Source organism: Niabella sp., assembly GCF_030150205.1.
GTDB lineage: Bacteria > Bacteroidota > Bacteroidia > Chitinophagales > Chitinophagaceae > Niabella.
Window position 1 is genome coordinate 134,675 of the sequence record NZ_JASLGT010000008.1, and the last position, 26,454, is coordinate 161,128.

At 46.7% G+C, this 26,454-nt stretch carries 13 protein-coding genes; all 13 read right to left on the reverse strand.

Annotated features, from left to right (window positions below; all coding sequences use genetic code 11):
* Positions 1–5: 5 nt before the first annotated feature.
* The 13 genes from Q1V85_RS05360 to Q1V85_RS05420 all read right to left on the reverse strand — a co-directional run bounded on the left by Q1V85_RS05360 (position 6) and on the right by Q1V85_RS05420 (position 26,342).
* A complete protein-coding gene (locus tag Q1V85_RS05360) occupies positions 6–2,711 on the reverse strand; it encodes an alpha-L-rhamnosidase (protein WP_300598207.1) in 2,706 nt (901 codons plus the stop codon).
* An 8-nt stretch (positions 2,712–2,719) separates the two neighbouring features.
* Positions 2,720–5,494, reverse strand: a complete 2,775-nt coding sequence (locus tag Q1V85_RS05365; protein WP_300598209.1) for a glycoside hydrolase family 2 TIM barrel-domain containing protein — start codon at positions 5,492–5,494, stop codon at positions 2,720–2,722.
* 74 nt (positions 5,495–5,568) lie between these two features.
* Entirely contained in the window at positions 5,569–6,996 is a 1,428-nt protein-coding gene (locus Q1V85_RS05370) for a sialate O-acetylesterase (RefSeq protein WP_300598211.1), read from the reverse strand.
* On the reverse strand, positions 6,996–8,519 hold the full coding sequence (locus Q1V85_RS05375) for a glycosyl hydrolase family 65 protein (RefSeq protein ID WP_300598213.1): 1,524 nt from the start codon (positions 8,517–8,519) through the stop codon (positions 6,996–6,998). Before Q1V85_RS05375 ends, Q1V85_RS05370 begins: the two co-directional genes overlap by 1 nt.
* Positions 8,520–8,525: 6 nt before the next feature.
* Positions 8,526–10,364, reverse strand: coding sequence for a six-hairpin glycosidase (locus Q1V85_RS05380; RefSeq protein ID WP_300598215.1), 1,839 nt, complete (start codon positions 10,362–10,364; stop codon positions 8,526–8,528).
* Between the two features lie 14 nt (positions 10,365–10,378).
* Complete coding sequence (locus Q1V85_RS05385) at positions 10,379–11,308, reverse strand: glycoside hydrolase family 43 protein (RefSeq protein WP_300598217.1); 930 nt, start codon at positions 11,306–11,308, stop codon at positions 10,379–10,381.
* A 156-nt stretch (positions 11,309–11,464) separates the two neighbouring features.
* Positions 11,465–12,865: a glycoside hydrolase family 140 protein gene (locus Q1V85_RS05390; protein WP_300598219.1), complete on the reverse strand. Its 1,401-nt coding sequence runs from the start codon at positions 12,863–12,865 to the stop codon at positions 11,465–11,467.
* A 492-nt stretch (positions 12,866–13,357) separates the two neighbouring features.
* Positions 13,358–16,465, reverse strand: coding sequence for a DUF6298 domain-containing protein (locus tag Q1V85_RS05395; protein ID WP_300598221.1), 3,108 nt, complete (start codon positions 16,463–16,465; stop codon positions 13,358–13,360).
* A gap of 150 nt (positions 16,466–16,615) precedes the next feature.
* On the reverse strand, positions 16,616–18,280 hold the full coding sequence (locus Q1V85_RS05400) for a polysaccharide lyase (RefSeq protein ID WP_300598223.1): 1,665 nt from the start codon (positions 18,278–18,280) through the stop codon (positions 16,616–16,618).
* A 132-nt stretch (positions 18,281–18,412) separates the two neighbouring features.
* On the reverse strand, positions 18,413–20,044 hold the full coding sequence (locus Q1V85_RS05405) for a polysaccharide lyase (RefSeq protein WP_300598225.1): 1,632 nt from the start codon (positions 20,042–20,044) through the stop codon (positions 18,413–18,415).
* 169 nt (positions 20,045–20,213) lie between these two features.
* Positions 20,214–22,187: a RagB/SusD family nutrient uptake outer membrane protein gene (locus tag Q1V85_RS05410; protein ID WP_300598227.1), complete on the reverse strand. Its 1,974-nt coding sequence runs from the start codon at positions 22,185–22,187 to the stop codon at positions 20,214–20,216.
* A gap of 85 nt (positions 22,188–22,272) precedes the next feature.
* Positions 22,273–25,608 carry a SusC/RagA family TonB-linked outer membrane protein gene (locus tag Q1V85_RS05415; protein ID WP_300598229.1) on the reverse strand — a complete coding sequence of 1,112 codons (3,336 nt, stop codon included), beginning with the start codon at positions 25,606–25,608 and terminating at the stop codon, positions 22,273–22,275.
* A 41-nt stretch (positions 25,609–25,649) separates the two neighbouring features.
* Positions 25,650–26,342, reverse strand: a complete 693-nt coding sequence (locus Q1V85_RS05420; protein WP_300598231.1) for a DUF3826 domain-containing protein — start codon at positions 26,340–26,342, stop codon at positions 25,650–25,652.
* Positions 26,343–26,454: the final 112 nt, after the last annotated feature.

Here is a 26,454-nt window from a genome sequence, read left to right on the forward strand (position 1 = left end):
CTGCTTTATTGATTTACTATTATTTTAAATGAATACCGGCCGCTTCCCAACTCCAGGTGAGTGGTATTATTCTTTCGGTCCGTCACCTGCTTTAATGGCTGACCTGATACCGTCACCTTGTCTGACGGAATATTGATTACCGCCGATGTATTTGCCGGTAGTTCGATCGCCCAATCCAGTGCATTTCCCTTCCGTTTCCAGGAACTTTTTATTAGTCCGTAAGGTGATTCATAAGAGGCATTCACGCTATCCAGACCTTTTGCAAACACCGGCCGCATGCGGATCTTCTTAAAAGCCACAGCGTCCGGCTCTGTTTGAATACCCGCCAGGCTTTCAAAACTCCAGGTGACCAGATCGCCCAGCAGCATCACATGGTTCTGTGAATTCATCTGCGGGTTGGCGGTATTGCCATTCCACAACTCCCAGATGCTGGTAGCCCCCTGCGCTGCCATATATCCCCAACTGGGATAGGTTTTATTGGTAGCCAGTGTAAATGCAGCATCAGCATATCCATATTTTGTCAACCCGCGCATCAGCCATTGGGTACCGATAACGCCGGTACTGATGTGCATGCCATCCTGTTGCAGTTTCTGTATCAACTGTTGTTTTACTAAAGCTATCTTTTCCTCCGGTACTATTCCAAAATACAAGGGTAACAGGTTGGCCGTTATCGTATTGTTGCTATAATGATCTCCATTAAGAAACGCTTTGTTAAATGCTTTCTTTATGCGGACGGTCAGTTGATTATAGCCAGTCACATCTCCGGGTCTGCCGGCAAGCACCGCAAACTGCTTCATTGTTTCCAACAGGTGATAATAATAGGCAGTGGCCAGCAGCGTTCCATCGGTATTCCGCAGCGGGTCTTTTGAACGGATCAATTCCAGGCTTTCCGGCGGCACACACCAGTCACCATATTTATCTTTTGCGATCAGGTCGTCCTTCATGTACTTCCGCTGCATGTACTCCATCCATTTTTTCATCGAGGGATAATGTTTCACGATCGATTGCCGGTCGCCGTACTGCCGGTACAGCATCTCCGCCACCAGGATATAGGCCGCAGGCCAGGTAACATTGTCGCTATAGTAGTTCCAAAATGCAGGCGCTACATCGGGTATCGCGCCTTCTGCGGTCTGCGACTCCCGGATATCATCCAGCCATTTGGCATACAAGGTGACGTTATTAAACAAATAACTTTCACCCAGGGCGCCCTGGGTGCGATCGCCCAGCCATGGCTGCCGCTCGTTGCGTTGCGGACAATCCACCGGCATGCCTTTATAGTTGGAAGCAATACCCCACCAGGCATTTTTTAACACCTGGTTCAGCGTGACATTGGAGGTTTCCAGTTTACCCGCGGTGGTCATCTGATCATAGATCAGCAAACCCATAAAATCATTTACTGATGGAACACCGGGATACCCGATAATTTCCACATAACGAAATCCATGGTACACAAAAGAAGGCTGCCATTGCTCTTCACCATCGCCCTTTAAAGTATAAACATCTGTAACCCGTGCATCCCGGAGGTTAGCCGTATAAAGCGATCCATCCGGTTGCAGACTTTCCGCAAAACGCAATTGTATACGTTGTCCGCGGACTCCTTTTACTTTCATGCGCAGCCATCCCGCAAAGTTTTGTCCAAGATCCAGGATATAAACACTGTCATTCAAGCGACTCATCTTTTTCGGATGAATGGAATCCATCACCCGCATGCCCGGTGTCAGCTGTGTCCGCAGTGTTCCTTCCGGTGCAATTACCAGCTCCGGCCTTTGCCATTTTGTATCATCAAAAGATGCGGTGGTCCACCCTGGAAATTCTTTAGTGGCATCATATTCTTCCCCGTCGTATTCGTTGTTGGTGCGGATGGGACCATTTGCCGTAAATTTCCAGGAATTATCCGATACGATCAACTTCCGGCTGCCATCAGCATAAGTGATCTCCAGTTGCAGCAATAGTTTGGGATAGCCAAAGGTGTTGATCTTTTGTGGCTTGTAATTTTGACGCATGGTAAAGAAACGTCCGTTGCCCAGCACCACTCCAATAGCATTGTTTCCCTTGACCAGGTCTGCAGACACATCAAAACTGTTATATAATACCGACTTCCGGTAATTGGTGGGTATGGGCGCTAGTACCTGGTCGCCAATCCGTTTTCCATTAAGATATAATTCATACAAACCCAGTCCGGCAATATGTAGCACTGCTGTCTTTATTTTTTGCTGTACCACAAATCCCTTCCGGAAATACCTGGCGGAAAGCCGCGACCATTGTGTAATACTGTCCCAGGATGATGCCTTATCATACCCGATCCATTTTGCTTTCCAGTCGCTGGCGTTTAACAAGCCTATGCTCCACTGCCCCATATCGCTCCAGGCGCTATCATTCTTATTGGAAAACACCTGCACTTTCCAGAAACAATGACCATTAGTAATAAGCGGTTTTCCCTTATAAGCGACCAGCACCGATTCGTCCGAAATCACTTTACCACTGTTCCAGAGATCCGGTTTACCTGCGTCAAGCAGCGCCTTTGAGGAAGCTACCCAAATCCGGTAAGCAGTTTGTTTTACATTATACTGATTACTTTTTAATTGCCAGTTCAGCCGGGGTTGCACTACATCAAGTCCAACCGGGTTTTCAAGCTGTTCGCATTTCAAACCCTGCACCGCCAGCTGCGCCTGCATTACAGCGGGAATAGCCAGGAGCCATAATATGATCATCCACCTGCTCATTGTTTTGTTGTGCTTGCAGAAAAATCAAACCACAGGATCATTTTCAACGCTCTGCCGGGATCTTTTTCGTAATCATAAAAAATATTCTTCTGTCCCATCGGACCGGTGGTTTCGCTGGTTTGCGTTTTATTGCCGATGGAAGGAATGGCCTGCATAAAGGAAATATTCCCCTCCGGGAAAAGCGGTTCATAATTATGCCAGGGATCCGTTTTAGGCGCGGCGGAAAACAACCGCAAAAACAGATCTTCCGTTTCTGTTGCTACAGTGAACCGCTGATCTTTCCCGTCGAAATAGCCGCCGTAAAAATTAGAATAATATCCCTTAAATTCCGGGTATACCCACTGTTCGCCTGTCTCCGTATTGTTGTATTGCTTGTGCCACACGCCAAAGGAGGAACCTTTCATCCGGTTCTTCCATATCCGGTAAGGACCATTGCCCATATAGGTTACAGAACGCATATCCGATTCGGGATAATCAAAATTAACGCCCAGCATATTCGTGTGCAACGCAAGCGGAAAATAATGCACCTCCATTTTGATCCATCCGCTGGGATAAATGGTCCATTGCAGGGTATTGAAACTTTCTTTTTTATCAAATGCCGACTCAATGATGAGCTGCTTCCCTTCAAAGCGATGGGAGAAATTCCTAAAATTGGTTACACCTTCCTGGATGCGGGGACCATTTGCAAGCGATATCCGCCCTTTTGCATTTTCTACCGACACCAGCAGGCCGGTATTTTTATTGATGCTGATCTGCACATCACTTACGCGGATTTTATAAATGGAATCTGCGGTAACCAGTTGCACCGATCCTTCTCCATCTTTCTTCACAATTTCCATTGCCTTCTTATCCGGCAGACTGATCGGGAAGCTCCAGGTAAAGAGTTCCATATGATTTTTATTTTTGACCGTCACATACAATACATCGTAGGTTTTCCAGTCATCAGGCAACTGCAGATCCAGCACACCTTTACCACCAGGTACCACCGATGGCACCGCAGCGGTTCCTTTTTTATCGGCTGCGGTATCCAGACTCAACCGCTTTAATTCCCAGCTAAAACTACATTGATTTAGGTTGGTATACAGGTAGCGGTTCTCTATATTTAACTTACCATCAAACTCAGGCGTCATCTCCCTTCGTTCAACATTCACCGGGCTCCAGATCTGCTTCACGGCGTAAAAGCTGCCCTCCTTTTCATGATGCGGTCCTACAATACCATCCGCGCCCCGGTGCTTATCCGTATCCAGCGAATCATTCAGATCCTTCCGTACCACGGCCTGGTCGGCAAAATCCCACAGGAAGCCGCCTGCATGCAGCGGATCCCGCCACATTTTATCCCAGTAGTCTTCCAGTCCGGCGCCATGTCCGCCATCGTATTGTCCATGCAGGAACTCAGTAGGCAATACGATGTCATGGCCATTATCATAATTACCGATCCCGTAATTATACTGACGGTAATGCTGGGTCTCGATTCCGTTAAACAATTGCCAGGGATGCACCACCGGACGTTGCTGTAGATCAAATTTTGTAAACAGGGAATCCAGGTCAACATTATGTCCGCCCTCATTCCCGTTCGACCATAACACGATCGAAGGATGATTCACATCGTGATCGATCATCTCCTTTAACAGTTTCGTGCCGGTGGGTGTATCATAATGCCCATGCCAGCCCGCCAGTTCGTCCATCACAAACAAGCCCAGCGAATCGCAAACCTCCAGGAAATGATCATCCGGCGGGTAATGACTCATCCGCACCGCGTTCATGTTCATATCCTTTATCAATAGCACATCCTCAATACTATTCTGTTTACTTAGTGTACGACCCGTCTCCGGTCGGAAGGAATGCCGGTTGATCCCTTTGAACTTTACCTTTACCCCGTTCACATAGATGCCATCACGCTTCCGGAGCTCCACGGTGCGGAAACCAAATTTTTGCGATACACGGTGAACCGGTTTATTGTTTTTATACAAAGTAAAAACAGCGGTGTACAATTCGGGGGCTTCCGGTGTCCAGGGTCGGATATCGTTCAAGGCACTCTTTTCAAAAAAGGAACCCTTTTGCCGGTCAAAAACACCGGACATACTACCAGACAGTTTTTCACCTTTGCTGTTAAAGAGTTCAACCTTCACCTGCTCCTGTTTAGCAGCATTCGTGTTTACAACAGCAGCAAATGATCCATCCGCTCCCGCATTGATGGCGACCTTGCTGATATGCAAGGGTGGCAAGGCCTCCAGCCATACCGGGCGGAAGATGCCACCAAAGATCCAGAAATCACCTTCGCGTTCCGCCGCATTCACCGATTTATTGGCCGAATGTTTGGCCACCGTTACCTCCAGCAGGTTCTCTTTTCCGTATTGTAACAACCGGCTGATCTCATACCGGAACGCATAAAATGCCCCCTGGTGCACCGGACCAGCTATCTTTCCATTTACTTTTACTTCGGCATCGGTCATCACACCCTCAAAAACAATATTCACCGTTTTGCCTTTCCAATCTGCAGGAACAGAAAAGCGGTGTCTGTACAAACCTTTTTCTTTTCCTTTAGCACTGTCTTTGGCAAAGCCGTAGTTGTATTTTCCAAAGCCCTGTAACTCCCAGCAGGAGGGCACTCCGATGGTGGTCCACTTATTTGCGTTCATTCCCCCCGTGCAATAAAAATCCCATTGCACCATATCGTCGTTTCCCCTGCCAGAAAGATATTTCACCTCCGTTTGCTGGGCATTGGCGCTCACAAACAGTAATAAGAAAAATATATAAATAAGTCTGTGCATATTTTTTATTTTGTCGTCGGCATAGTTCCGAAGAAACAATCTATCGCTTAAAGCGATAGTATAATGCCGCGAAGCTATAAGTTTCGCGGAGCGGTCCGGAACGGCAATGCCGGCAAACCATCCTTATTGTATAGCGATGGTTTGGCATCTTCCCTCCAGGCATAACGCACCGCACGTGGCGCCGTCACGCCCGATGCACGCACCTGAACCTTGCCATCTTTAATGATAGCATCCGCTTTTATATAATCTCCTTTTTCGCTTTCTATTTCAAACCCTTGCAAAGGATTTCCATCCCGGCTCACTAGACCTTTTCCTTTATAATCAAAATCAATGATGAATGTAGCTGCTTTTCTCACCGCTTTTCTAAACACCGGCCCCATCGGAGGAGCACGACCGATCTTATAGGCGGCGCTGAGCGCCGTTCCGGCTAAACGCTTTCCCAGATCCCATTTATTTACCGGGTGCAGATCCGCAGGATCATCATTCAGATCCTGGGTGCTGATCATGGCCGTATGCGGCACCTTTAAAACCGCCGCCTGTGCTTCCCAAAACTCCGGTTCGCTGTACACGGTGTAACGCCGGTCCGTTGCCTTTGAATAATAATAGGGCGCGATCTGCACATAATAAAAAGGCAACTGCTCATCGTTCCACTGTTTACGCCAGTAGTTGATCAGCGCCTCCATCTTATAACTGTATTGCTGCCGTTCGTTTAAAAAACAGTTGGATTCTCCCTGGTACCATAAAAACCCTTTCAGGGCAAACGGTATCAATGGCTGAATCATCGTGGTATAAAACTTACCTGGATCGCCATCTATTTTATACGTGCTGTCTTTTGGTTCCCGGAAAAACTTTAATGCCGTAAAAGCTTCCCGTGGCATCCAGGGTTCTATCCGGCTACCGGGTACCGCCGCGGAGATCACACCTACCGGTACTTTCAGCTTCGCCTGCAATCCCTTTGCAAAGAAATAGCCAACGGCGGAAAAGGCACGCAGCGCTGTCCCTTCCGCAGCCTCCCATCCGGAGTGGGTTGAATCGGGCGCCATTTTTTTACGTTCTGCTAAAAAGATCCGGATGTTGGTATTATGTGCCGTTTCCAATTCATCAACCGGCCAATGTGCATCCGGCGGGGCTTGCAACTTGCCGATCTTCCGCATGGCAAATTCCATATTCGACTGACCGGAACATAACCACACCTCTCCGACCAGGATATTTTTCAATGTGATGGTTTCTTTACCGGATCGTATTTCAAGAACAGCCGGATCAAAAGAAGCCTGCTCTGGTTTTAGTACAACCTTCCAGTTTCCGGATGCATCTGTCCGGGTTTCTAGCTGCTGCTTTTTAAACCGGACAATTACAGCTGTTCCTGCCCGGGCCTGTCCCCAAACCGGTAACGGCTGTCCCTGCTGCAATACCATATTGTTACCGATGATCTTTGCCACTGATAATTGCGCATTCAGTTTTATCGAAAGCATCATCATTATTATGACCAGTCTATATCTCATTATAAGCGCCCCGTAATTTTCATCAGCCGTTTTGACCGCTTCACCAGTTTACCATCCGCCCAAACGGACAACCCTTTTCCTTTATGATACTTTTTCCCCGTTCTGTCCCAGATGATCGTAATGATCTTTCCGTGATACAACACGTTATCCAGTGCGAACCAATCCCATTCCCCCATCGGAAGCAGCGGGTTCACTTCTATCCGGTTATCCGCCCGGGGGCGTAGTCCTGCCAGCCCGGTGATCACCAAGTCGTTAAAGGTGGAATGATTGTAATACCGCCCGCGTTCATCTGCGGTCAGCCATTTACCTGTTCGTTCATCCATGTATTCGCCAATATAGGGCCGGCCGTTCGCATATTGGGAAAGTGCATATTTCCGCAACTGCTGATAATAATCCTTTTTGCTTACAACCTTTTGTTGATAGTGGTTCAGCAGATTGGCCATGGCCGTTAATGTTTGTGCTGTTGCAAAGGGCCATACCGCACCATCCCATTCACATTTGCAACAACCGTGGGTACGGAACCCCGGGTGACTGCGGTCCGCCGTGGTAATACCCGCCGGTGCATTAAAATGTGCCGTGTCCATTAACCGGCTCCAGACCCTGTTGTATTGTGCATCCGGCATATTAAAATACCAGGGAATAAACCCGATTTCTTCCATAACATTGGCTGATGTGTCTGCCGGCTGTTTCCGTACTTCAAAGAAATGATCCTTACTGTTCCACAACTCCTGCTGCACCAGTCTTTTTAAGGTATCAGCCTTGGCCTCATACAATTGCCGCAAAGCATTATCACCGGTTAACGCTGCAATCCGCGATAAGGCTTTTGCATTTCCATACATATACCCGTTAATGGACGGACGCGGATTCTTTTCTTTGCGTCCGCCGCTGATGGTTTCTTCCATGGCATCCCGCACATCATATTGCCAGAACAGGCCACCTGGATATCTTTTTTCGGCTTCCCATTCCTGGTAATCGGCCAGCAGATCCGGGAACATCTTTTTGACAAAGCCCGTATCCCCGTTTACCAGGTACCGGTTGTATATCGCGTCGGTGTTCCAGCTACTGTAAAAGCGTAGTTTCTTTAAGGGTCTGCCGTCATTGCCACGGTACCAAGTCAGTAAATCGTTATCCAGGTATTGCTGATCATGCAGCCAGCGGCCTTCGTAAATATGATGCCCCAATGCGCTGCTGATCAGATTGTATTTATCCGCATAAGAGCGCTGGATCAAAAATTCGGTAAATGCAAAGCCCTGCGGGGTTAGCTTGATGTGTTTGCGTAAGGTCCACCAACGGAAATAATAGATCTCCTCCATTTTTTTATCCGGGCACTCAAATAAGGGAATATTTTGTTGCATCCAGTTCCAGGCTTCTTTATTGGAAATAGCCTGTACCACCGGCTCCTGCTCCATGGTATTAAAGTGATCCACGTAATGTCTAAAGCCAGAAGGCTTCAATACCTGCGCCTGCGAAACAGCTGTTGCCATCCATAAAAAGAAAACCGTATTGAATAATTTTATACGCATGTCAGGCTATTGCTTTACTGTTCTAAAATACCCAACCTGGTAAACAGCTTTTTCATCTTTTTCCCCGGCCCGGGGCAGATCATAGTCCTGGTCCGTAGGTGTATCCGCATCAGGAAACCGGCGCACCGGTCCCGTTCTGAAGGTTACGTGATGAACCTTATGTACCGGGGCAAAGAAAATCCCATTGACCGGCTTACCACCGTTGATCGACACGGTATAAAACCGTTTTTCCGCATCCAGTTCAACTACAAAATTATATATTTTACCTGCTTCATATTTTGAAAGCACCCGGTCCCTGTAGCCGGCTTTGGTGATGATGGCACCCGTGGAATCAAAGGAGATGCGCATGCAAGCTGTATTTTTTGTATCCTGTAATTCAATATCCAGCCGGCCGTTTGTTGCCTGTTCCGGCGTTACACTAAATTCCAGCTTCATTTTTGCAGCCGCCGGCACCACCCGCTCTGCCTTTGCAAAATCGAAAGGGTCGTAATCCGTAAGCGACAATATCTTTTTGCCATCCTGCTTTTCGATGGCAACCGGCGCCCATAGCGGACTGTATACATTCCAGTACTTCAATTCTTCTCCCGGCTTCAACTCATCAAAATCATCGGCTATGTCGGCCGTCACTGTACCCGTTACCGGAACCGGGATCTTTGCCACCCAGATATCTTCTTTATTCATGCTGTATCCCACCCATACATCATTACCCGGGGCTTTGCCATTCAGTTCCTGTACGCCCCGCACATATTGCGGGCCATAGCTTTTATAGGCGCCTCCATAACGAAGCGCTGTAATTTCTCCATTTACCAGCAACAGGTTCTTATAATGCAGTCCATCATCGCTCACCGATAACGCCAGGGGCCAGCGGAATTCCGATGGGTTATATACGGTCAGGTATTTACCATCTCCCGTTCTTTGTCCCCATATCTTTGCATTGGCATTGACAAATCCAGGTGCACGCGTAGGCATATACTCCCAGGTTTTGCCTTCATTATTGCTGATACTGGTTAAGGCATATTTCCAAAATCCCACCACATGCCCATCCGGTAGGTGGTAATAGTTAAATGCTTTGTAGTCTTTTTTCAACGGGATCAGCGGATCGTTCCGGTCTGCTTCTTCCACCATCTGCTGCATCAGCAAGGGCGTAGCCAGTATCTCTTCGCTGGCCGCTATCAGCCCCTTATCCTTTGCCTTTTTATAAAACGGGAAGTTGGTGTTTTTTTCGCTGAAGCGGTGGTTGTATCTCAAAAAATAAATGGGACCAAAACTGCCGTCCTTTTTTATCTCGCGAATCACCCGTCCAACCCCATTCCCATCATTGGGATCATCTTTTGGTCCCAGCGCAATCCCATAAAAGCCCAGTGCAAACAAGCGCTTTTCCCTGGATACATAAAAACCGACCCGCTGGTGCATGACGGCAAAACTATTGTGCGTTACTTCTGTACGCCCCTCTTTTGTAAATCCATCCGGCAATTTGTACTCCGGAAAAATGGCTACAGGTTTCGACCACTGGTATCCGTCTTTAGAGGTTACCAGGAAGGTAGCTCCCGGAGCCACATGCTCGCCCACGGGGTCGCTTAAGAAATGAAGATAAAAGCTATTGTTCCAGTATACCAGCATGGGCTGGTGGTTATAGGTCCAGTTCATCCCACCCGCCCATTCCGGGTGCTCGCGGTTGGCACGGAATACCTGTATATTGTGCACACCCACTGCCAGCGTCAGCTGTCCATGGTGATAATCCACATTGGATAAGGTTTCACCGCTATAGCGAACGGTGTCCTGCTGCGCGTGCAGGATGAGCCCGGTTAAAATTAAAAATGCCGTTATATAATATTTCAATTGCATATTGTTTCCCCGGATTAAAATCCGGGGCTATTTTTTTTAAACCGTTTAACCAATTGCCGCACCAGTTTTTTCTTTACCGGCACGATCGTACCATGTTTATGTCCCTCTGGCACCGTAACCTGATTGGTAACATCTTTAAAGTGCTGAAAGTCTTTTGTTGCCATTACCTCGTAGATCTTTTTCCGGTACGAATCATAATAGATCAGCCACCGGTCCTTTACCCTTACCACGGAAGGGCCTTCAGTAAAATTATCAGAGAACGGCGTTGATACATTCTTCCAGGGGCCTGCCGCATTATTTGAAAAAGCCACTTTCAGATTCCGTTCCGGTCTGGTATTGTCTTTTAATACCAGTATATAATCCTCTTTTTGTTTCTTTACGATCACCGCATCGATCACGCTAAAACCCGGATCGAGGAATAATTTCGCGGATGTAAACGTCTTAAAATCCTTTGTGGTGGTCATATACATCCGGTGATTGTTATTGTCTTCTTCTGCGCCTCGTTCAAAACGGCCGGGAATGGTACTGGCCCAGATGATCTTATAATCTTTTGCGGCATCGTCATAGAACAGCTCCGGAGCCCATACGTTTACAGTTGTTGGCTCCTGTTTCATTACCGGGATCATTCGCTGTTCACTCCAGTGAATAAGGTCTTTCGATGAAGCATATCCGAACCCTTTATCACCCCGCCAACTGCTGGTCCATACCAAATGAAATATACCATCCGGTCCCTGCGCCATTGAAGGGTCGCGCATTACTTTTTGCTGCCCCACTACGGGCTTCAGGAAGACCGTATCAAAATCGGTCCAGTGATAGCCGTCGTAACTGTACAACATACGCAGTCCGGCATTCGCGGGTTCATGGAAAGATGTGAAGAGGTAGGCCCGGTTGGAACAGGAGCTGATAGCGATGATTGTAATAAGTATGATTAAAAATCTTTTCAAGTTTATACTTTTTAGTATTCGCACTTCCGCTTACATATTTACGCGATTTCTGATCGTCATACGGAACGCAGCAGAGGCATCTCCTTAACCCGGAACGACCTTTCGACTCCTCCCGGCTTTCGCCGGGAGGCGCTCAAGGTGGCGAATGCGCTGCCGTTATTCCTCCAACACCAGTACCCGATCTTTACCTTCTGCATCAATCATTGCATTTGGCGGGTTAAATGTAATAATGCCGGCAGACTGCGTTAACTTAACAGTCACAAACTTACCCGTTGCCGGGTAAAACCATTTTGCCTTTGCCGGTTTAAAACCCAGCCGCGAAAGATCTACCTTAAAAGGTTTGCCGCTGTATGTATAAACCATCGCGTATCCCCGTCCTTTTGTTGCCAGGAGATAATCATAACGCGTACCCCTATTGTCAACAAGAATTTCCTGCGCCGGAACACGACTGTTATAATCATATGACAATAGCAGTTCCTTAATAAACTGCATCTGCTGTGCTCCCGGAGCATGAACAGCCTGCTTCCAGTTCTGCGTTACTCCGTAGTTTGCACCTTTAAATCCTTTTGCATTGAACTGCATTACCGCATTCTCGCCATAGGTAAAGCCCGCGCCACCGGCAAACACGCTCCAATAGGCATATCTTCTCAGATCGGTAGCATTCCATCTGGGTTGCAGACTGTCATGCAAGCCATGCGGAATATTTTCATACGAAGGCTCTCCATCGAGTGTGGGTTTTGCCGGCTTTAGCTGATAATCCACATTAATATACTTCCAGTTATCTTCTCCGAAATGGTTCTTCTCGCTGATACTGGTATCCTGCGCATAAGTGCGGTGGCCGCTTTGAAACATATTGAAGTCGAGCCAGGCTGCGTGGTGAAACCAATCGGAAGAGGAATAGCGGCCGCGGGGATGAAAGGTCATCAGGTGACCGGGATCATATTGTTTTATAGTAGACCCGATCCTATTCCAAACATCCAGACCATCGGTACCTTTTATATCCCCTCCGTTCATCCAGATAATATTGGATTGGTCCTTATACCGCTCAGCAAGGAATTTGGCAAATACGGATGCCTGCGTAGCCGTAACCCGCCCTTCTTTTACGTTGCTGCCCCAAACAGGAACCAATGCCATATACAACCCACGCTTTGCCGCTTCGCGGATCACAAAGTCTGCATGATCCCAGAAATCATAGGCCACAGAGTCGGCCGGATCTGCTCCGGGTGTTATAACAGGTTTGGATACATCCCCGCCTTCAATTGCATAATCACCGTACACATTCCGGGCATTTTTTACGTCATGCAGTACCATTACCTGGATCGCATTAAAACCCTGCTGTTTCCGGGCATCCAGGTAAGCGATTGCTTCTTCCCTTGTTAACCGTACAAATAATAACCACCCGGTATCTCCCAACCAGAAGAAGGGCTTACCATCTGCGGTCTGAAAAAAACGTTTATTCCGGGAGATTTTTAACGGCTGTAACTTCTGTGCATGAACCCCAACCGGGAGAAGCCATCCGATACAAAGAAAAACGAAAATGTATAATAGTCTGCTCATAACAACAAGGCGTTCGATGATACCAACTGTTAAAAATTCTAATCAAAAAAGACAAGCATTTATGATCTTAACAGCTATCGACTAAAGATAGAACGGATAGTGGAAAAAAGCGGATAGCCGGTAAATATTTCCAGTAGTTTAGAAAGATATTCCATCAAAGAAAACAGCTGCTTATCTATCTATCTTATACTTTTAACTCCCAGCGGGAGTTCGAATCTCCGCTCACCGCAATTCGCTTATTACCCGTATTAGCATCGGGGACGGCGAGACTGGTGGACACATCGATGCATATATGCGCCGTACTTATGGCACTCCCGCACTCAGGTAGTATATTCTGCCTCCGGAATAAATTCCGGAGTTGTAAGAAGAGCCAGGCTTATGGCCTTACCAGGTTAAACATACTTATATAGCGGGTATCTCCATGTTCCTCCAGTCGCCCAGTTGCACAAATGATAGATAACCTCGACTCCTGCAATATCTGCTTTATCCGGATCATTTACTGATCCACAGCAGCGCAGCGTCCTGCGGAAGATCAACCGCTTTAGCTGCACCGGTGGAAGTAATAAACTCCGTCTTTATGATTTTTCCGGTCTTTGCACTGATATAATGCAATTTTACTTTTCCGGTGAAGGCTTTTAGATCTACCTGAACTTTGTTGCCTTGTAAAGCGTAAGCGATCATACCCCTTGCGCCCTGCAACACGATTCCGTCTGAAGTAGCCGGGCGCATCTCTGCAGCAGCTTTCAGTAGTTCCTTATCGACCGTAGCGGGAAGTACCGGAAGCGAACCACCAGCCATCAACACCGCCCATCCGAATTTATCCGCCCCATCCGCTGAGTACATAACAACCTTATCCGGATATCTCAACCGGTATTCGTTCACCGCACGGTACACCTGTTCAAAAGAACTGGCTTTTGGTTTTAGTAACCGTGCCCATTGGCGCGGTGCCAGGTTCTTCCCTCCCTCCGGTGCATACAGGGAGCCATCAGCCTGATAATGCCAGTATTTTATATCGATCACGTTTACTACCGGCGCATAGGCCGGATCGGCAAGAATAGCATCCTGCACATCTTTGGTTACACTAAGACCAATTTTGTTCTGATTAAACTTTTTGTCCGGCATTTCTTTAATACAGTCCAACCAGAATTTCACAAAATGCAACGGTCCTGTAAATTCCTCCCCGATAAACTGTATCACATTGGCGTTATCTGCAAAATTCCGGAAGCATTGCTGTATGTAGCGTTTGTGTAGTTCCCTTCGTACGGGGTTTGACAGATCATAAAATTGTTCCGCATAAAAAATACGTTTGTCTCCTGCAAAATTTACGGGTTCATTAAAGCCCGTATTATTGATGTTATTGGCTGTACGCCAGGGAAAATCGGCATAGTGCGCACCCGCTTCAATAATATTATGTTGAAAGTAATTCTGATGGATCAACACCAATCCGTTTAACCCCGCCAATACTGCAAATTCACTTAACCGGTTCCAGTACCAGGAATTGTATTTTGTAAGATCGTATTTACTCAAACCGTCCCATGCGGTATCAATGCCGCTTCTTTTAAATGGCAGCTCATAAAACGGTGGCCATACTTCGCCATCCATCCTCCGGATACGCTCATGGTCATCCCTGCGCCGCTCGTACCACAAGCCATAGTGCTGATTCAAGCCCACAATATTATTGGCTTTCATCGAATCTACCACATCGTTGAGATCATCCGTAAGACCCGGCCCTACGCGCCCCGGTACAAAACGGGTGAGCGCCATCTTTTTTGCAGCCTGCTCCAGGTCGTTACCTTCCACCCCTCCATTCCACCAGGGTACTTCCTGTACAACTCCTGTAAGTATATTACCAGACACTCCCACCAGCCAGCCATTCTTTGCCTGAACAGCCGGAGGCAGCGGCGTCCATCCTCCCGTTGAAGCTTTGTCGATGATCTTCGCACCTTTTCCATCTACGGCGATCAGATTGTGCTTTGATGCCTCCTTTATCCAGTCGATTAGTTGTAGCTTGGGTTGTATGGCCTCTTTTGTAAGCTCCTGTGCCACATCAACCGACGGACTGCTGGAGGCCTCGGTACCGATCTCTAAAATAAAAGATTGCTGCGGGCTGGTTTTCCCCAATCGCTCCTGTAATTGTGTATAGTAAAAACTTCTTGGTGTGAGATGATTATTTGATTCGCCCCAATAGCCATCACCCGAAAACTGACTCCAGGAACCGAATGCCCAGTTTTGCGCTGTGGGAGGTTTGTAGCAGTCAATACGCGCGGCTGAACAATTCCATAATAAACAATTGGCTGCGGCCCATCCGGCACCCTGACCATCCTGGCCCCGGTTACCAAAACGAATGGCATTTCCATCTACAAAAACAATATCAAATAAAACACCGGAAGCCCATTTGTCGATAGCCCCGGAAAAATTATAGGGTCGCTCCGAAACGCACTGCACAAAAGCATTGGGGCCTGCTGCCGTATGTCCTACCGAAAAATCATGATACCCATTGGCTGCATAACAGCGCTGGAACAGGGTTTGCTGACCGCGTGTGAAGAAGGTGTAGCGCCGTTGCCCGCCGATTTCTGAAACCGGTTCTGTGGAAATGCAATCCTCCACCGTAACACGTCTGGCCGATTCCAGCAGGTGTACCGCGGATCCTGCAAAATGTTTAAACGACACCTGGCGTACCCAGGCATCTTCCACATTTTCCATCGTAATAGCCATCCAACGGTGGTCTTCATCTTTCGGATCCTTTGCATCAAATACAGAAACCAGCGACAGGTTCTCTATGCCAATCTGATCGATTCTTCCGGGCCATGAAAAAGCGGTTATTGTGCCGGCACCGTATTTTTTATGGAGTGCATTCGTGAGTGGTACGTCGATCGTGAGCGTATTTCCTTTTGTAGAAGTAATAGTCCGTTCAAAAACCAGGTCGGCATCGCCAGGCTTCCAGCCCAGGGCCGACAGCCCCCCACCAAAGCTGCGGGTACCCAGCACATCGATCCACTCTGCGGTGGAAGGGCGCCGGATCTCCACCTGATCGCCGGGTTTAAAACTGTTTCCATTGGCAACTGCTAATGCAGTGGCGTTTACCGGTACATAGTCCTGTGCAATTTCCGCTTTAGCACCAACAACCGTTTTATCATTTTTGCCCACCACCCGTATCAGCGCGTCGCGATTAGCCCCGTCTCCCAACAACACCGTTTCACCGGCAGCACCAACACCCCGCAATACAATACCTGATTGACGAATGATCAGCTGGCCCGTTATCGTATAAGTTCCTTTTTGAAGTAATACTGCGCCACGGAATCCATCTTTATCCGGGCGAAGCGCAGCTATATAATCAATGGCAGCCTGGATGCGCGCGGTGGCGTCTCCAGCCTTAACAGGTACTATGGCCTTTACCGGCACCAATGGTATCGCTGCTTCGGATGCCTTGTAACCACAATAAGAATAATCCGGGATACGGTCCCCCGTTATGGAATCTGCATTATAAATGAGCTGTCCTTTTTCAACGGAAACGGATAATATAGGTTTGGGCGGCTTTGGATTTTGTCCGCTTACTGCAACAAACACAAAACTCAATAAAAGAGAAAGGAAAAACTTCATTATTGCAAATTTACTGCGCTTCTACAAAGCTAATCGGTTGAATTGAGAATCCAGGATTGAGATCTGAGATTTGAGTTATCAGTCATCAGTTTTCAGCCATCAGCTTATAATCGTTACAAGTCCCGTTGTTGCTGATTTATACCCAGGCGTCTATTTAAACGACGACAAGGGCTTCCCGTTCTCTGGCGTTACGGTCTTCAATGCAACCAGCCCATTCAGATAATTTTCGATATTGCTGTAGCCGTTTTTAGCAATGGCGGCAGCATCGGATGCCTTATTGGGGTTCAGTCCCATCTTCTTTTCAACAGCATCCGGTATGCCATCATTATCCGAATCCTTATAAGGCGAGCCTTTATATTCGGGATAACCGCCTACCTGGGCGATATCGGAAATAATACCGTTCTTATAAGAATCGGCCGGAAGCCGGCGCTTCAGGTACTTTGATACCGGCGCTGTATGAGCATCCGGGCTATACGTAATCGTTCCCGTACGTACATCTTTCACGATCCGCTTGTCTACCGCATCTCTTACCGGCAGTAACGCTCCTGCATTTTGCAGTACATAAGTGTATGTGTCTGCAGCAGACAATACCGGGAATGCAGCAATGGGAAACGGCTGGTTAACCCGTATCTCCTGCAGGTACTTATCGGCATCGCGCCGGTCCTCGATCTGCACACCACCCGCCCAGTTATCTCTTGTAACTTTTTCATTGCCTTCCACAATGTTGCCATGCACATATGCTTTTCCAAATATCAGGCTGTCTTTATATTTACGACTGGATTCCGGCTTTAATATACGGTAAGCGATGGGTTGGTCTTTAGGCGTGATGGGGCCAGGTTTGTAGTAATTGTTGATAAAGTTGAACAGCGAACGGTCATCGCCGCCATCGGCACTCCGGTTCCACCAGTTAAAGATCACGTTGTTCACAAATCCAAAATCGCCGTCCATCCCTACTGAAGGATTCCGGGCAATATTGTTTGCCCAAAGATTCCGCATGAACGTGCTGTTGTGCCCGCCAATAGTGCTGCCAAAAGCATGGTTATATGTATCTAATGCCTCTGAAAAAATAGAATTTTGGATGGTCACATTTACCGTAGGCAACTTCTCTCCTTTACCATCGGCCTTACGGTCATACACATGGCGATAGATGCTCATATTTTCATCCAGTCCCCAACTCGCAGACACATGGTCGATCATGATATTGCCTACGGGATTGCCGCCCAGTCCGTCATCGCGGCGGGTTACTTCCGTGGCACCGCGCCGGAAACGCATAAAACGGATAATGACATCATGCGTGTCAATAAGCACGGATTCTCCGGCAATACAAACACCATCTCCCGGAGCACTCTGCCCCATAATGGTCACATACGGTGCGCGGATGCTAACCGGACTTTTTAACCGGATGATTCCGGCTATATTAAACACGATGATTCGGGCACCGCCCTGCTCGCAAGCCCAGCGAAAACTGCCGGGCCCGCTATCGTTCAAATTCGTCACCACAAATACTTTTCCGCCACGTCCGCCCGGTGTATAGGCTCCACCTCCCTCAGCGCCCGGAAATGAGGGAAGTGCAACTTTTATCAGATCGGAAGGCTTAGAAGCCCAGGGTACAAAGGGCTTGCCACTCTTTGCTTCGGCTTCAACTGCCGGTAATGCTTTTTCCCAGGCAGCATCGGATAATTTCCGGTAATCCGCCATAACAGCATCTGCAGAATCTTCCAGGGATTTAGGAATAACGGGATATTGAGCCACTGCCTGCTCTTGAAGACCAAAAACACTTATAAAACCTAAAATATAGATCCACTTTTTTTGCATGTAATCATTCCTTTTTATGGATGGTTTGTGCAGACACAAATGATGACCGCAAGTCTTCTTCCTGCACATTCTTCCTATCCGTTCATCAGCGCTTTTTTTGCCTCTCACAATAATCACTCCATCCAATAATTATTACTTTGAGGGTACTACATTTTTTACATTTATAACACTGTTCAGGTAATTCTCAATATTACTATACCCATTCTTTGCAATAAGCCGCGCATCGGATGCATTATTGGGATTTAGCCCTACCTTTCTTTCATAATCATCCGGCATGCCATCATTATCTGAATCCTTATAAGGTGATCCTTTATAATCCGGATAGCCACCGGTCTGGCAGGGATCGGTAATGATACCGATCTTATAGGAGTCGATGGGAAGCCGCCTGTGTTCGAATTGGGTCTTCGGCAGCGAGCAAGCAGGCACATTGTTGATTTTCCCGGTTTCTACTTGCTTTACGATCCGCGTATCCACAGCATCTCGCTTCGGTAATGTTGCCCCCGCATTTGCAAGTACAAAATTTTTGGCAGTCGCTGCATTAAGAATCGTTAATGCCGGCATGATGAGCGGCTTTGACTGGCGGATATAATCCGTGTATGCGCCCGCATCTTTCTCTTCTTCCACCTGAACGCCACCGTTCCAGTTATCTTTGGTCACTTCCGGATATCCTTCCATCACATTCCCGTTCACATAGGCACGGCCATATACTTTATACTTCAATTTGCTGCGACCGCTTTCGGGTTTTAAGATCCGGTGGCCCACATTATTATCCTTCGGAGTGGCAGGCCCCGGTTTAAAGTAGTTATTGATAATATTGAACTGCGCCCGGTAATCGCCTCCATCGATGGAGCGATGCACCCAGTTGAATACTACATTGTTTACAAAATTGAATACTCCATTCCAGCCCACGGAAGGATTACGCCCGGTATTATCGGCCCAGAGGTTTCGCATAAAACTGCAGTTTTCTCCTCCCAGTGTGCTACCGAACGCATGGTTCCAGGTATCCAGCGATTCTCCAAAGATGGAATTCTGGATGGTGATATTCACCGTTCCGAATTTATCTTCAATCTTCCCGGTACTGTCGTTATACATATGCCGGTACATGCTCATATTTTCATCCAGTCCCCAGGTAGCAGATACATGATCGATCATAATATTTCCAACCGGGTTACCGCCAATAGCGTCATCCCTTCTGCCTACCCAGGTTTCGCCTCTGCGGAAGCGCATATAACGGATGATTACATCATGGGTGTTGATCCATACGGTTTCGCCGGCAATACAAACACCATCACCAGGCGCCGTTTGACCCGCGATCGTAATATATGGAGCTCTTACAATAACGGGAGACTTCAGCCGAATGATACCGGCTACATTGAATACCACCACTCGTGCTCCTCCCTGCTCACAGGCCCAACGGAAACTGCCGGGCCCGTCATCGTTCAGATTCGTAACCACGATGACTCTTCCACCGCGACCACCCCGTACGAATTTGCCACCACCTTCTGCACCGGGGAATGCCGGAATATCCGCATACGGCAATTCGTCGTACCGCGAGGCCCACGGAATATAAGGCCGCCCTTCTCTTGCTTCTTTATCGATGATCGGATAGGCAATGGCCCACATAGAATCCGAATGTTTCTCCGCGGCATCCAGCAACGCTTTGGAACGGGCCTGGTCTTCCTGTGATATTTTGGGATACTGGGCGTATGTTGCAGAAGCCATACATCCGGCGGCCAGTACACATAGTAGATTTTTAACTTTCATCCTCCTGTTTTTAAACGTCCTGATTATTTTTTTATAAGACGCTATTTTTCAAAATTACTTATATGAGTTTTCAAAAATAATTGTATAATTTACATTTAAAATTCCGCTAGAACAATGACATACTTTATCCTCACTGTTTTTTACTTTAAACGTTCCGCTTAATGAGGGTCTATTCCCTGTAGTCAAATGTGCCTGTAACACCATTGTAATCATTCCATCCGATTGTTTGCTTTAGCCAGGGGTTAAGCGACAAGACACTGCCTGAAATGCCCGATATATAATAATTGGGACGGAACGTAATCACAATGGGATTCCCCGATGCATCTTTATCCATTGGCTGATCGGTACTTACCACTTTCAGGTTAGCGTCAAAGAAATCTTTAAGCGCCGTTAACTGTGTGGAAAAATTAGCGGCATCAGGATCGCAAAGAATCGTTTTCCGGGTAGCGGCCAACGGGTCATTCGCATTGGCTGCGGCTGTGTTGTATTGCCACAACCGGCCTGTATGCACCGTACCATTGATTGGCGCAACGCCCAATTTAATACAGGTATTTTCACCTAAAGAAGAACCGCCGTCATACAGCATCCAGCGTTGCGTATCCCAGAATCGCTTGCCTTCGTAGGCTAATTCGACACGACGCTCATACAAGCATGCTTCAATAGCTGCATATTTTGAAGCCGGTGCGCCGATTCCATAATTATTTGCAGAAGGGATTCCCACTCTTGCCCTGATTTTACCTAAATAGACCATCGCATTCCCTATATCTCCTTTAGCCGCGTAGCACTCAGCTATATTCAGTAATAATTCAGCATAGCGATATTCATAAAGATCCGTGCCGGAGTATGCCAGGCCTGCAGCGGTGCTGGCTCCTGTAAGATTGGACATTTTACGTACCACTGCAGCGCTGGAAGTTTGATTATTATCGCTGTAAGCCGTTTTGTTTGTGGGATAAGTCCACCGGTATAACCATATCGTATCATTACCGGTCTCTTTCATCTGCCACCGGCTCCCGGAAAATGCAAACGTCCGGTAAAAACGGGGATCTCTGTTCAGGAAGAAATGCAGCGAATCATAGCCATTACCAATGGTAGGCCGTGATCCGTCTGCCAGCGGAAAGAGATCAACCATTTCCTTTGGAGCAGAAACGCCTCCGGCTCCTGTTTGTTTTGTTACCCGGATACTTCGCTCCCAACCGTTGCTTTCAATACCCGACGATGCAACCGCGTTGGATAATAAGCGAACGATAATGGCTTCTTTCATAAACTTATTATCGTTAATATACCACATATCGCTCCAGTCTTTAGCAGTGGTGCCATACAGGCCATAACCGGCGGCGGTTAATGCTGTTTCAGCAGCAAGCCCGGCATCCAGCGCTTTTTGCCAGCGATCACTTCCACTATTGTCCCAATCTTTATTAAACAAAGGGCTGGCATAGGTAAGTAATACACGGCTCTTCATAGCCAGTGCTGCACCGCTCGTGAAACGGCCGTAATCGGTACTTCCCCATGCGGCCGGTAACAACGCCGCGGCTGAATCGAAATCCGCGGTTATCCGGGCTACGACCTCACCAACCGGGGCTCTCGGATGTTTAATGGCTGAGTCCAGTGCCGATGCACCTTCGACTGTTGTTACAATAGGCACGCCGCCATACACCCGCATCAGATCAAAATACTGAAGGCCTCTGAAAAAATACATTTGTCCCCTTGCCTTATTTTTAAAATCCTCGGAAAGTGCCGCACCATTTTCATCAATCTTTTGCAGCAGGAAATTGGCATTTCTAATGCGGGTGTACGGAACATTGGCGGGGTTCACCTGTAACTGTGCGCCATAGTAGCCGTCTGCCTGCGAGGCATCTACCAGATTCTTTTGTGGATTGGTATAATCCGTGCCGCCACCTATTTCTTCCGTATTTTTTGTTCTTGTGTCGTTATACAGTCCTACCACGCTCGTAACCGGGGATCTGTAAGCAGAAAAGAAATCGTAATAAATACGGTCGATATACCAGCCGGTTAATGTTTCATTTGCAAATATGCTTTCATCATATTTATCGAAGCTCTTCATGTCTTCCATAAATTTTTTGCTACAGCCGGCGGCAATTGTAAGTGTTATAATGACCGCTGAAAATATTTTTATTGCTTTCATCTATATATTTTTTTGTTGTTCCTCAGATGCCGAACCTGTATTTATACTGAGTAAACGAAGATTATTATCGCTTAAATGTTCTATTTTAGAAGGAGGCATTAATTCCAAACGACCATGTTCGCAATGTTGGATAAGCCGTTTTAGGACTATCGTACATATTCCTGTACTTATCCGGATAAGGATTGTAAAAATCCCAGAGATTAAAGCCGGCCAGGCTTACCCTAAGCGAACTCATTCTTAGTTTCTTTGAAATATTCGCCGGAAGCGTATAACCGATCACCATACTCCGCACAAAACTTCTGAAGCTGGATATTTGCCAAAAATCAGACTGATAGCCATTATAACTATAATAAGCAAGATTTGGATATTTACCGTTGGGATTGTCTGTGCTATCGTACATATCATTCAGGTAAGATTCCCTTGCATAAAACATTTGCCCCGAACTCGTGGGTTGTTTTAAATAATCGACAGGTGTATATCCACCCCAGGAAGTAGCGATCTGGGCGTTAAGCATAAAGCTTTTCCAGGTAAATCCAAGATTGGTGGTAAAGCCATTCAGTTTTGTTTTCTTTACCAGTACTGTTTTATCCTGCCCGTCGTCCTTTATCTGCCCATTCGGACCCGCAATCGTATTGGTAGCCGTATTTAAGACGCCTCCTAAATCCTGATAAGCAAGCATTCCTTTTTTAAGCGCCGTTTTTGTAACAATATCGAAGTAGGCTGGTGTAGTGCCCGCAGCAGTTGCCCGATCTGTGAGGTATTGCCAATAGGCATCAATATCCGCATCTGTGCGCAGCATTCCGTCACCACCGGATGTTTCCTTCCAAACCTTGTAGCCATAAGAAGGCAGTATAGTTGAGGAGCCTTCTGCGTTTTTAATATTGGCAGGATAGTCAAATGCCACCGGAGTCCATTTTTTAATTTTATTGTCGCCGGTACCGAAATTCACCCCAATGGAATATCCAAGGTTGCCCACCTTATCTTTCCAGGTAGCGCTCAGCTCTGATCCCCACGCTTGTAAAATACCATAGTTCTGCTCTGCAAAACCGCCGCCTACGGTTACCGGAACACCAACCATCCCGGCCATCGACATCAGAAGGTCATAGTTATAATCCCAGTACTTGTCGTATGTTAACGTTAGTCTGTTATTCAATACGCTTAGATCGATACCAATATTTTTCTTAATATCCCCATCCCATCTTACATTGCGGTTCGGTGTGGCATCCGGCGACAATGCATTGGTTAAAGCACCGCCATTGGAGCCAAAGACAAATGCTTTATCAGAAGTATATCCAAATGTTTGCATCCAACGCCATGCACTCAGGTTGTCTTTACCCGTTTTAGCAATAGAGCCTCTTATTTTTAAGAAATTAACCCAATTAACATTATTGGCAAACCAGTTTTCACGGGAGACCACCCAGCCGGCAGATACACCCGGGAAAAAGCCCCAATAGTTTTCGGGTGCAAATTTGGTTGATGCATCTGAACGAAACATAAGTTGTAATAAATACCGGTTATCGTAATCATAATTGATACGGCCCAAATAGCCCAGGTTTCCTAATTGAGTTTTGTAAACATAACTATTAGAAATATTCAACGTTCCCGCCGATGGTGAAGATCCATTATAAGCACCGTAAATAGGCACATCATAAATCATGAACTTCTTCTGATAATCCTGCTGGCCTTTTTCTACGGATGCCATGGCAGAAACGCTATGTCTACCAAATTTGCGGTCATAATTAACAAAAAAGTTCATCTGTTGATTTTTGCCGATCACATCGGAATAGCGCACCGTAGAACGGTTGTTATTGATCCCCGATACCCATAAAGCCGCCGAATCCTGATATAAATGATAGCCCGCCTGGTTAGTAAGATTCTGCAGACCCAGCTTTATACCCAGCATGGCCTGCTCATTGTTGTACGCCATGTAGTTTAAACCATAGCTTGCCTTGAGCGACAACCCTTTTACAAACGGCACATCATACTGTAACGAAAAATTAGTTTGATAGGATTGATTATCGTCCTTGGTAAAGGAACCGTTGTCCAGCATTGCAAAATAGTTCCACCCTGCAATATTGTTTTGTCCCACAGGCGTAGATACTACATTAGAAGGGCCTAAAGCTGGTGAAACATAGTATTGTTGCCCTGCAACCGTATATTGCCAGGGGATATATTTAGGCATATGCAGCAGTACGGCATAGTCCGTTTGTTCAGACTGGGATGTATAGGTGCCATCGTTGAGACTGATTTTAGTAAACGATTTTTTAACTACTGAATTTGTGGCAGCTACGGTTGCTGAAAATTTCAAATTGTTCAGCACTTTTACATCCACACCACTTCTGAAAGACCATTTGTTATAATCCTGGCTTCCCATATTGGGCTTTTGCGTGTAATAGGCGGCTCCTGCAAAATAGGTAGCCCGCTCTGACCCGCCACTCACATCAAGTGAATGTTGCATAGCACTTCCCGGCTTCCAGGCGGCATTTAACCAATCGTAATTGAGCGACTTCATTTTTTCCAATTCTGCATCATCAAAAAGCTTATTGGTTGTCCACCCCGAATTACGGCCAAACCTGTTAGCAAAAACTCCATACTCGTAAGCATTCATCACTTTGCCAAAACTCACTGCATCATTGGTTTCAAACTTTCCGGCATAAGAAATTTTCGGAGCACCGATTTTCCCTCTTTTTGTTTTTACAATAATGGCTCCCTGCGAAGCTCTGGCACCATATATAGCCGCCGCTGCATCACGCAGCACGGTGATGCTTTCTACCTGGGAAGGATCCAGGTTATTGAACTGATCTAACGTGGGCTGACCCGTATTGGGATCTAACTGAATAACATCATCGATGATGATCAAAGGTATCTGGCTATTGCCGTCTTTACTAAATCCAAAATTCTGGCGAATACTCAGCGTTGCGTTTTCACCTGGCCGCTGGCTGCCGCCGGATACCGTTAAACCAGGAATCTGCCCTTTAAGCGCTTCCGCAATACTACTTACCGGATAGTCTGAGATCTTTCCAAGATCTACTGTAGCAACAGAGCCGGTAAGGTTTTCCCGTTTTTGAGTACCATATCCGATTACCACCACTTCATCCAACTTATTCTCCTGCCTTTTCAGCGTAATTTTTATGGAAGGCTGCGCCGAAGGGTCCACCCGCAGCTCTCCATATTCATACCCGATATGCGAATACTGCAGGGTGGCTCCCCCGGATGGAATGTTCATGGTAAAAGATCCCTGGATGTTGGTCACCGCACTTTGCGGACCATTCTTTACCTTAATGGTTACTCCAGGAACCGGAGTATTTAAAGAATCTTCCAATACCTGACCGGTTATCGTTTTTGTTTGGGCACCGGCATATAGTCCCCAACAACTAATCGTTAATACAAATACGACTCTTAGAATAGTCTGATAAAACATATGGCTTTGCTGTTTTTATTTTATGGTTCTGGTTGCTGTTACTATTTTTGATTGGCCTTCGTCCGTTCCTGCCAGGCTTTACTTTCTTTATTTACATCATATCCCCTGGAGGACAAATAGTTATTGATGCGTCCTTTATACTTTCCAAACCAGGCATGCTTTTTCTCCGAAGAACCGGCATCCATGGCATGTTCTCTTGCCTCAATAAGCGCATCCATAATAAATTTTTGCTCTTCGGTTGTAAGCCGCGGAATCATCTCCAGATAACCTTTATAGGTGATGGGAAGTACGTTATAAGTCATGCCGTTCTTTATAACATCGACCTGTTGCTCTGTGAGCATGGAAGAGAGATTTTGGAGATAACTTTTGTGCAACTGAGCACGGGCCGCTTCCGTTTTCGCTGTCGCCTCGTTTATTTTTTTTTCTGAAGCTTCCTTATCCGCAATAGTTTCTTTTATATTACGGACTGCCGCTTCCTGCCTTTCGTCCAGCTTGCTCAATCCGATATACTGTGCAGCAACCGTTTCCTGTACCTTATAAAATTTTACTGAATCTTTCAGTTCCAGTGGTGCCACGATCTTATAAGCCCGCTGTTCAATTGCCTGGCGATAGGCCCGGTCTCCTCCTGTATCCTGTGCACATACAACCGACAAATTAAAAATTGTAAAAACAACAATTAATATACGTTTCGTAAAAATACCCCTGTTTTTTTTGCTGTAAAAAAAATACTTCATGACAATCGCTATTTGGCTGAATCCTTCTTCTTAAATCTGACATTAAAAGTAAAACGCCCAAAGGCCTCATGCAATGTACGGTTTCACTAATAAAATGGAAAATATTCCTATT

Bases quoted from the DNA above. Each gene is read 5' to 3' on its own strand.
- Q1V85_RS05360 (WP_300598207.1), bottom strand. From the start codon at position 2,711: ATGATCATATTATGGCTCCTGGCTATTCCCGCTGTAATGCAGGCGCAG.
- Q1V85_RS05365 (WP_300598209.1), bottom strand. From the start codon at position 5,494: ATGCACAGACTTATTTATATATTTTTCTTATTACTGTTTGTGAGCGCC.
- Q1V85_RS05370 (WP_300598211.1), bottom strand. From the start codon at position 6,996: ATGAGATATAGACTGGTCATAATAATGATGATGCTTTCGATAAAACTG.
- Q1V85_RS05375 (WP_300598213.1), bottom strand. From the start codon at position 8,519: ATGCGTATAAAATTATTCAATACGGTTTTCTTTTTATGGATGGCAACA.
- Q1V85_RS05380 (WP_300598215.1), bottom strand. From the start codon at position 10,364: ATGCAATTGAAATATTATATAACGGCATTTTTAATTTTAACCGGGCTC.
- Q1V85_RS05390 (WP_300598219.1), bottom strand. From the start codon at position 12,865: ATGAGCAGACTATTATACATTTTCGTTTTTCTTTGTATCGGATGGCTT.
- Q1V85_RS05395 (WP_300598221.1), bottom strand. From the start codon at position 16,465: ATGAAGTTTTTCCTTTCTCTTTTATTGAGTTTTGTGTTTGTTGCAGTA.
- Q1V85_RS05400 (WP_300598223.1), bottom strand. From the start codon at position 18,280: ATGCAAAAAAAGTGGATCTATATTTTAGGTTTTATAAGTGTTTTTGGT.
- Q1V85_RS05405 (WP_300598225.1), bottom strand. From the start codon at position 20,044: ATGAAAGTTAAAAATCTACTATGTGTACTGGCCGCCGGATGTATGGCT.
- Q1V85_RS05410 (WP_300598227.1), bottom strand. From the start codon at position 22,187: ATGAAAGCAATAAAAATATTTTCAGCGGTCATTATAACACTTACAATT.
- Q1V85_RS05415 (WP_300598229.1), bottom strand. From the start codon at position 25,608: ATGTTTTATCAGACTATTCTAAGAGTCGTATTTGTATTAACGATTAGT.
- Q1V85_RS05420 (WP_300598231.1), bottom strand. From the start codon at position 26,342: ATGAAGTATTTTTTTTACAGCAAAAAAAACAGGGGTATTTTTACGAAA.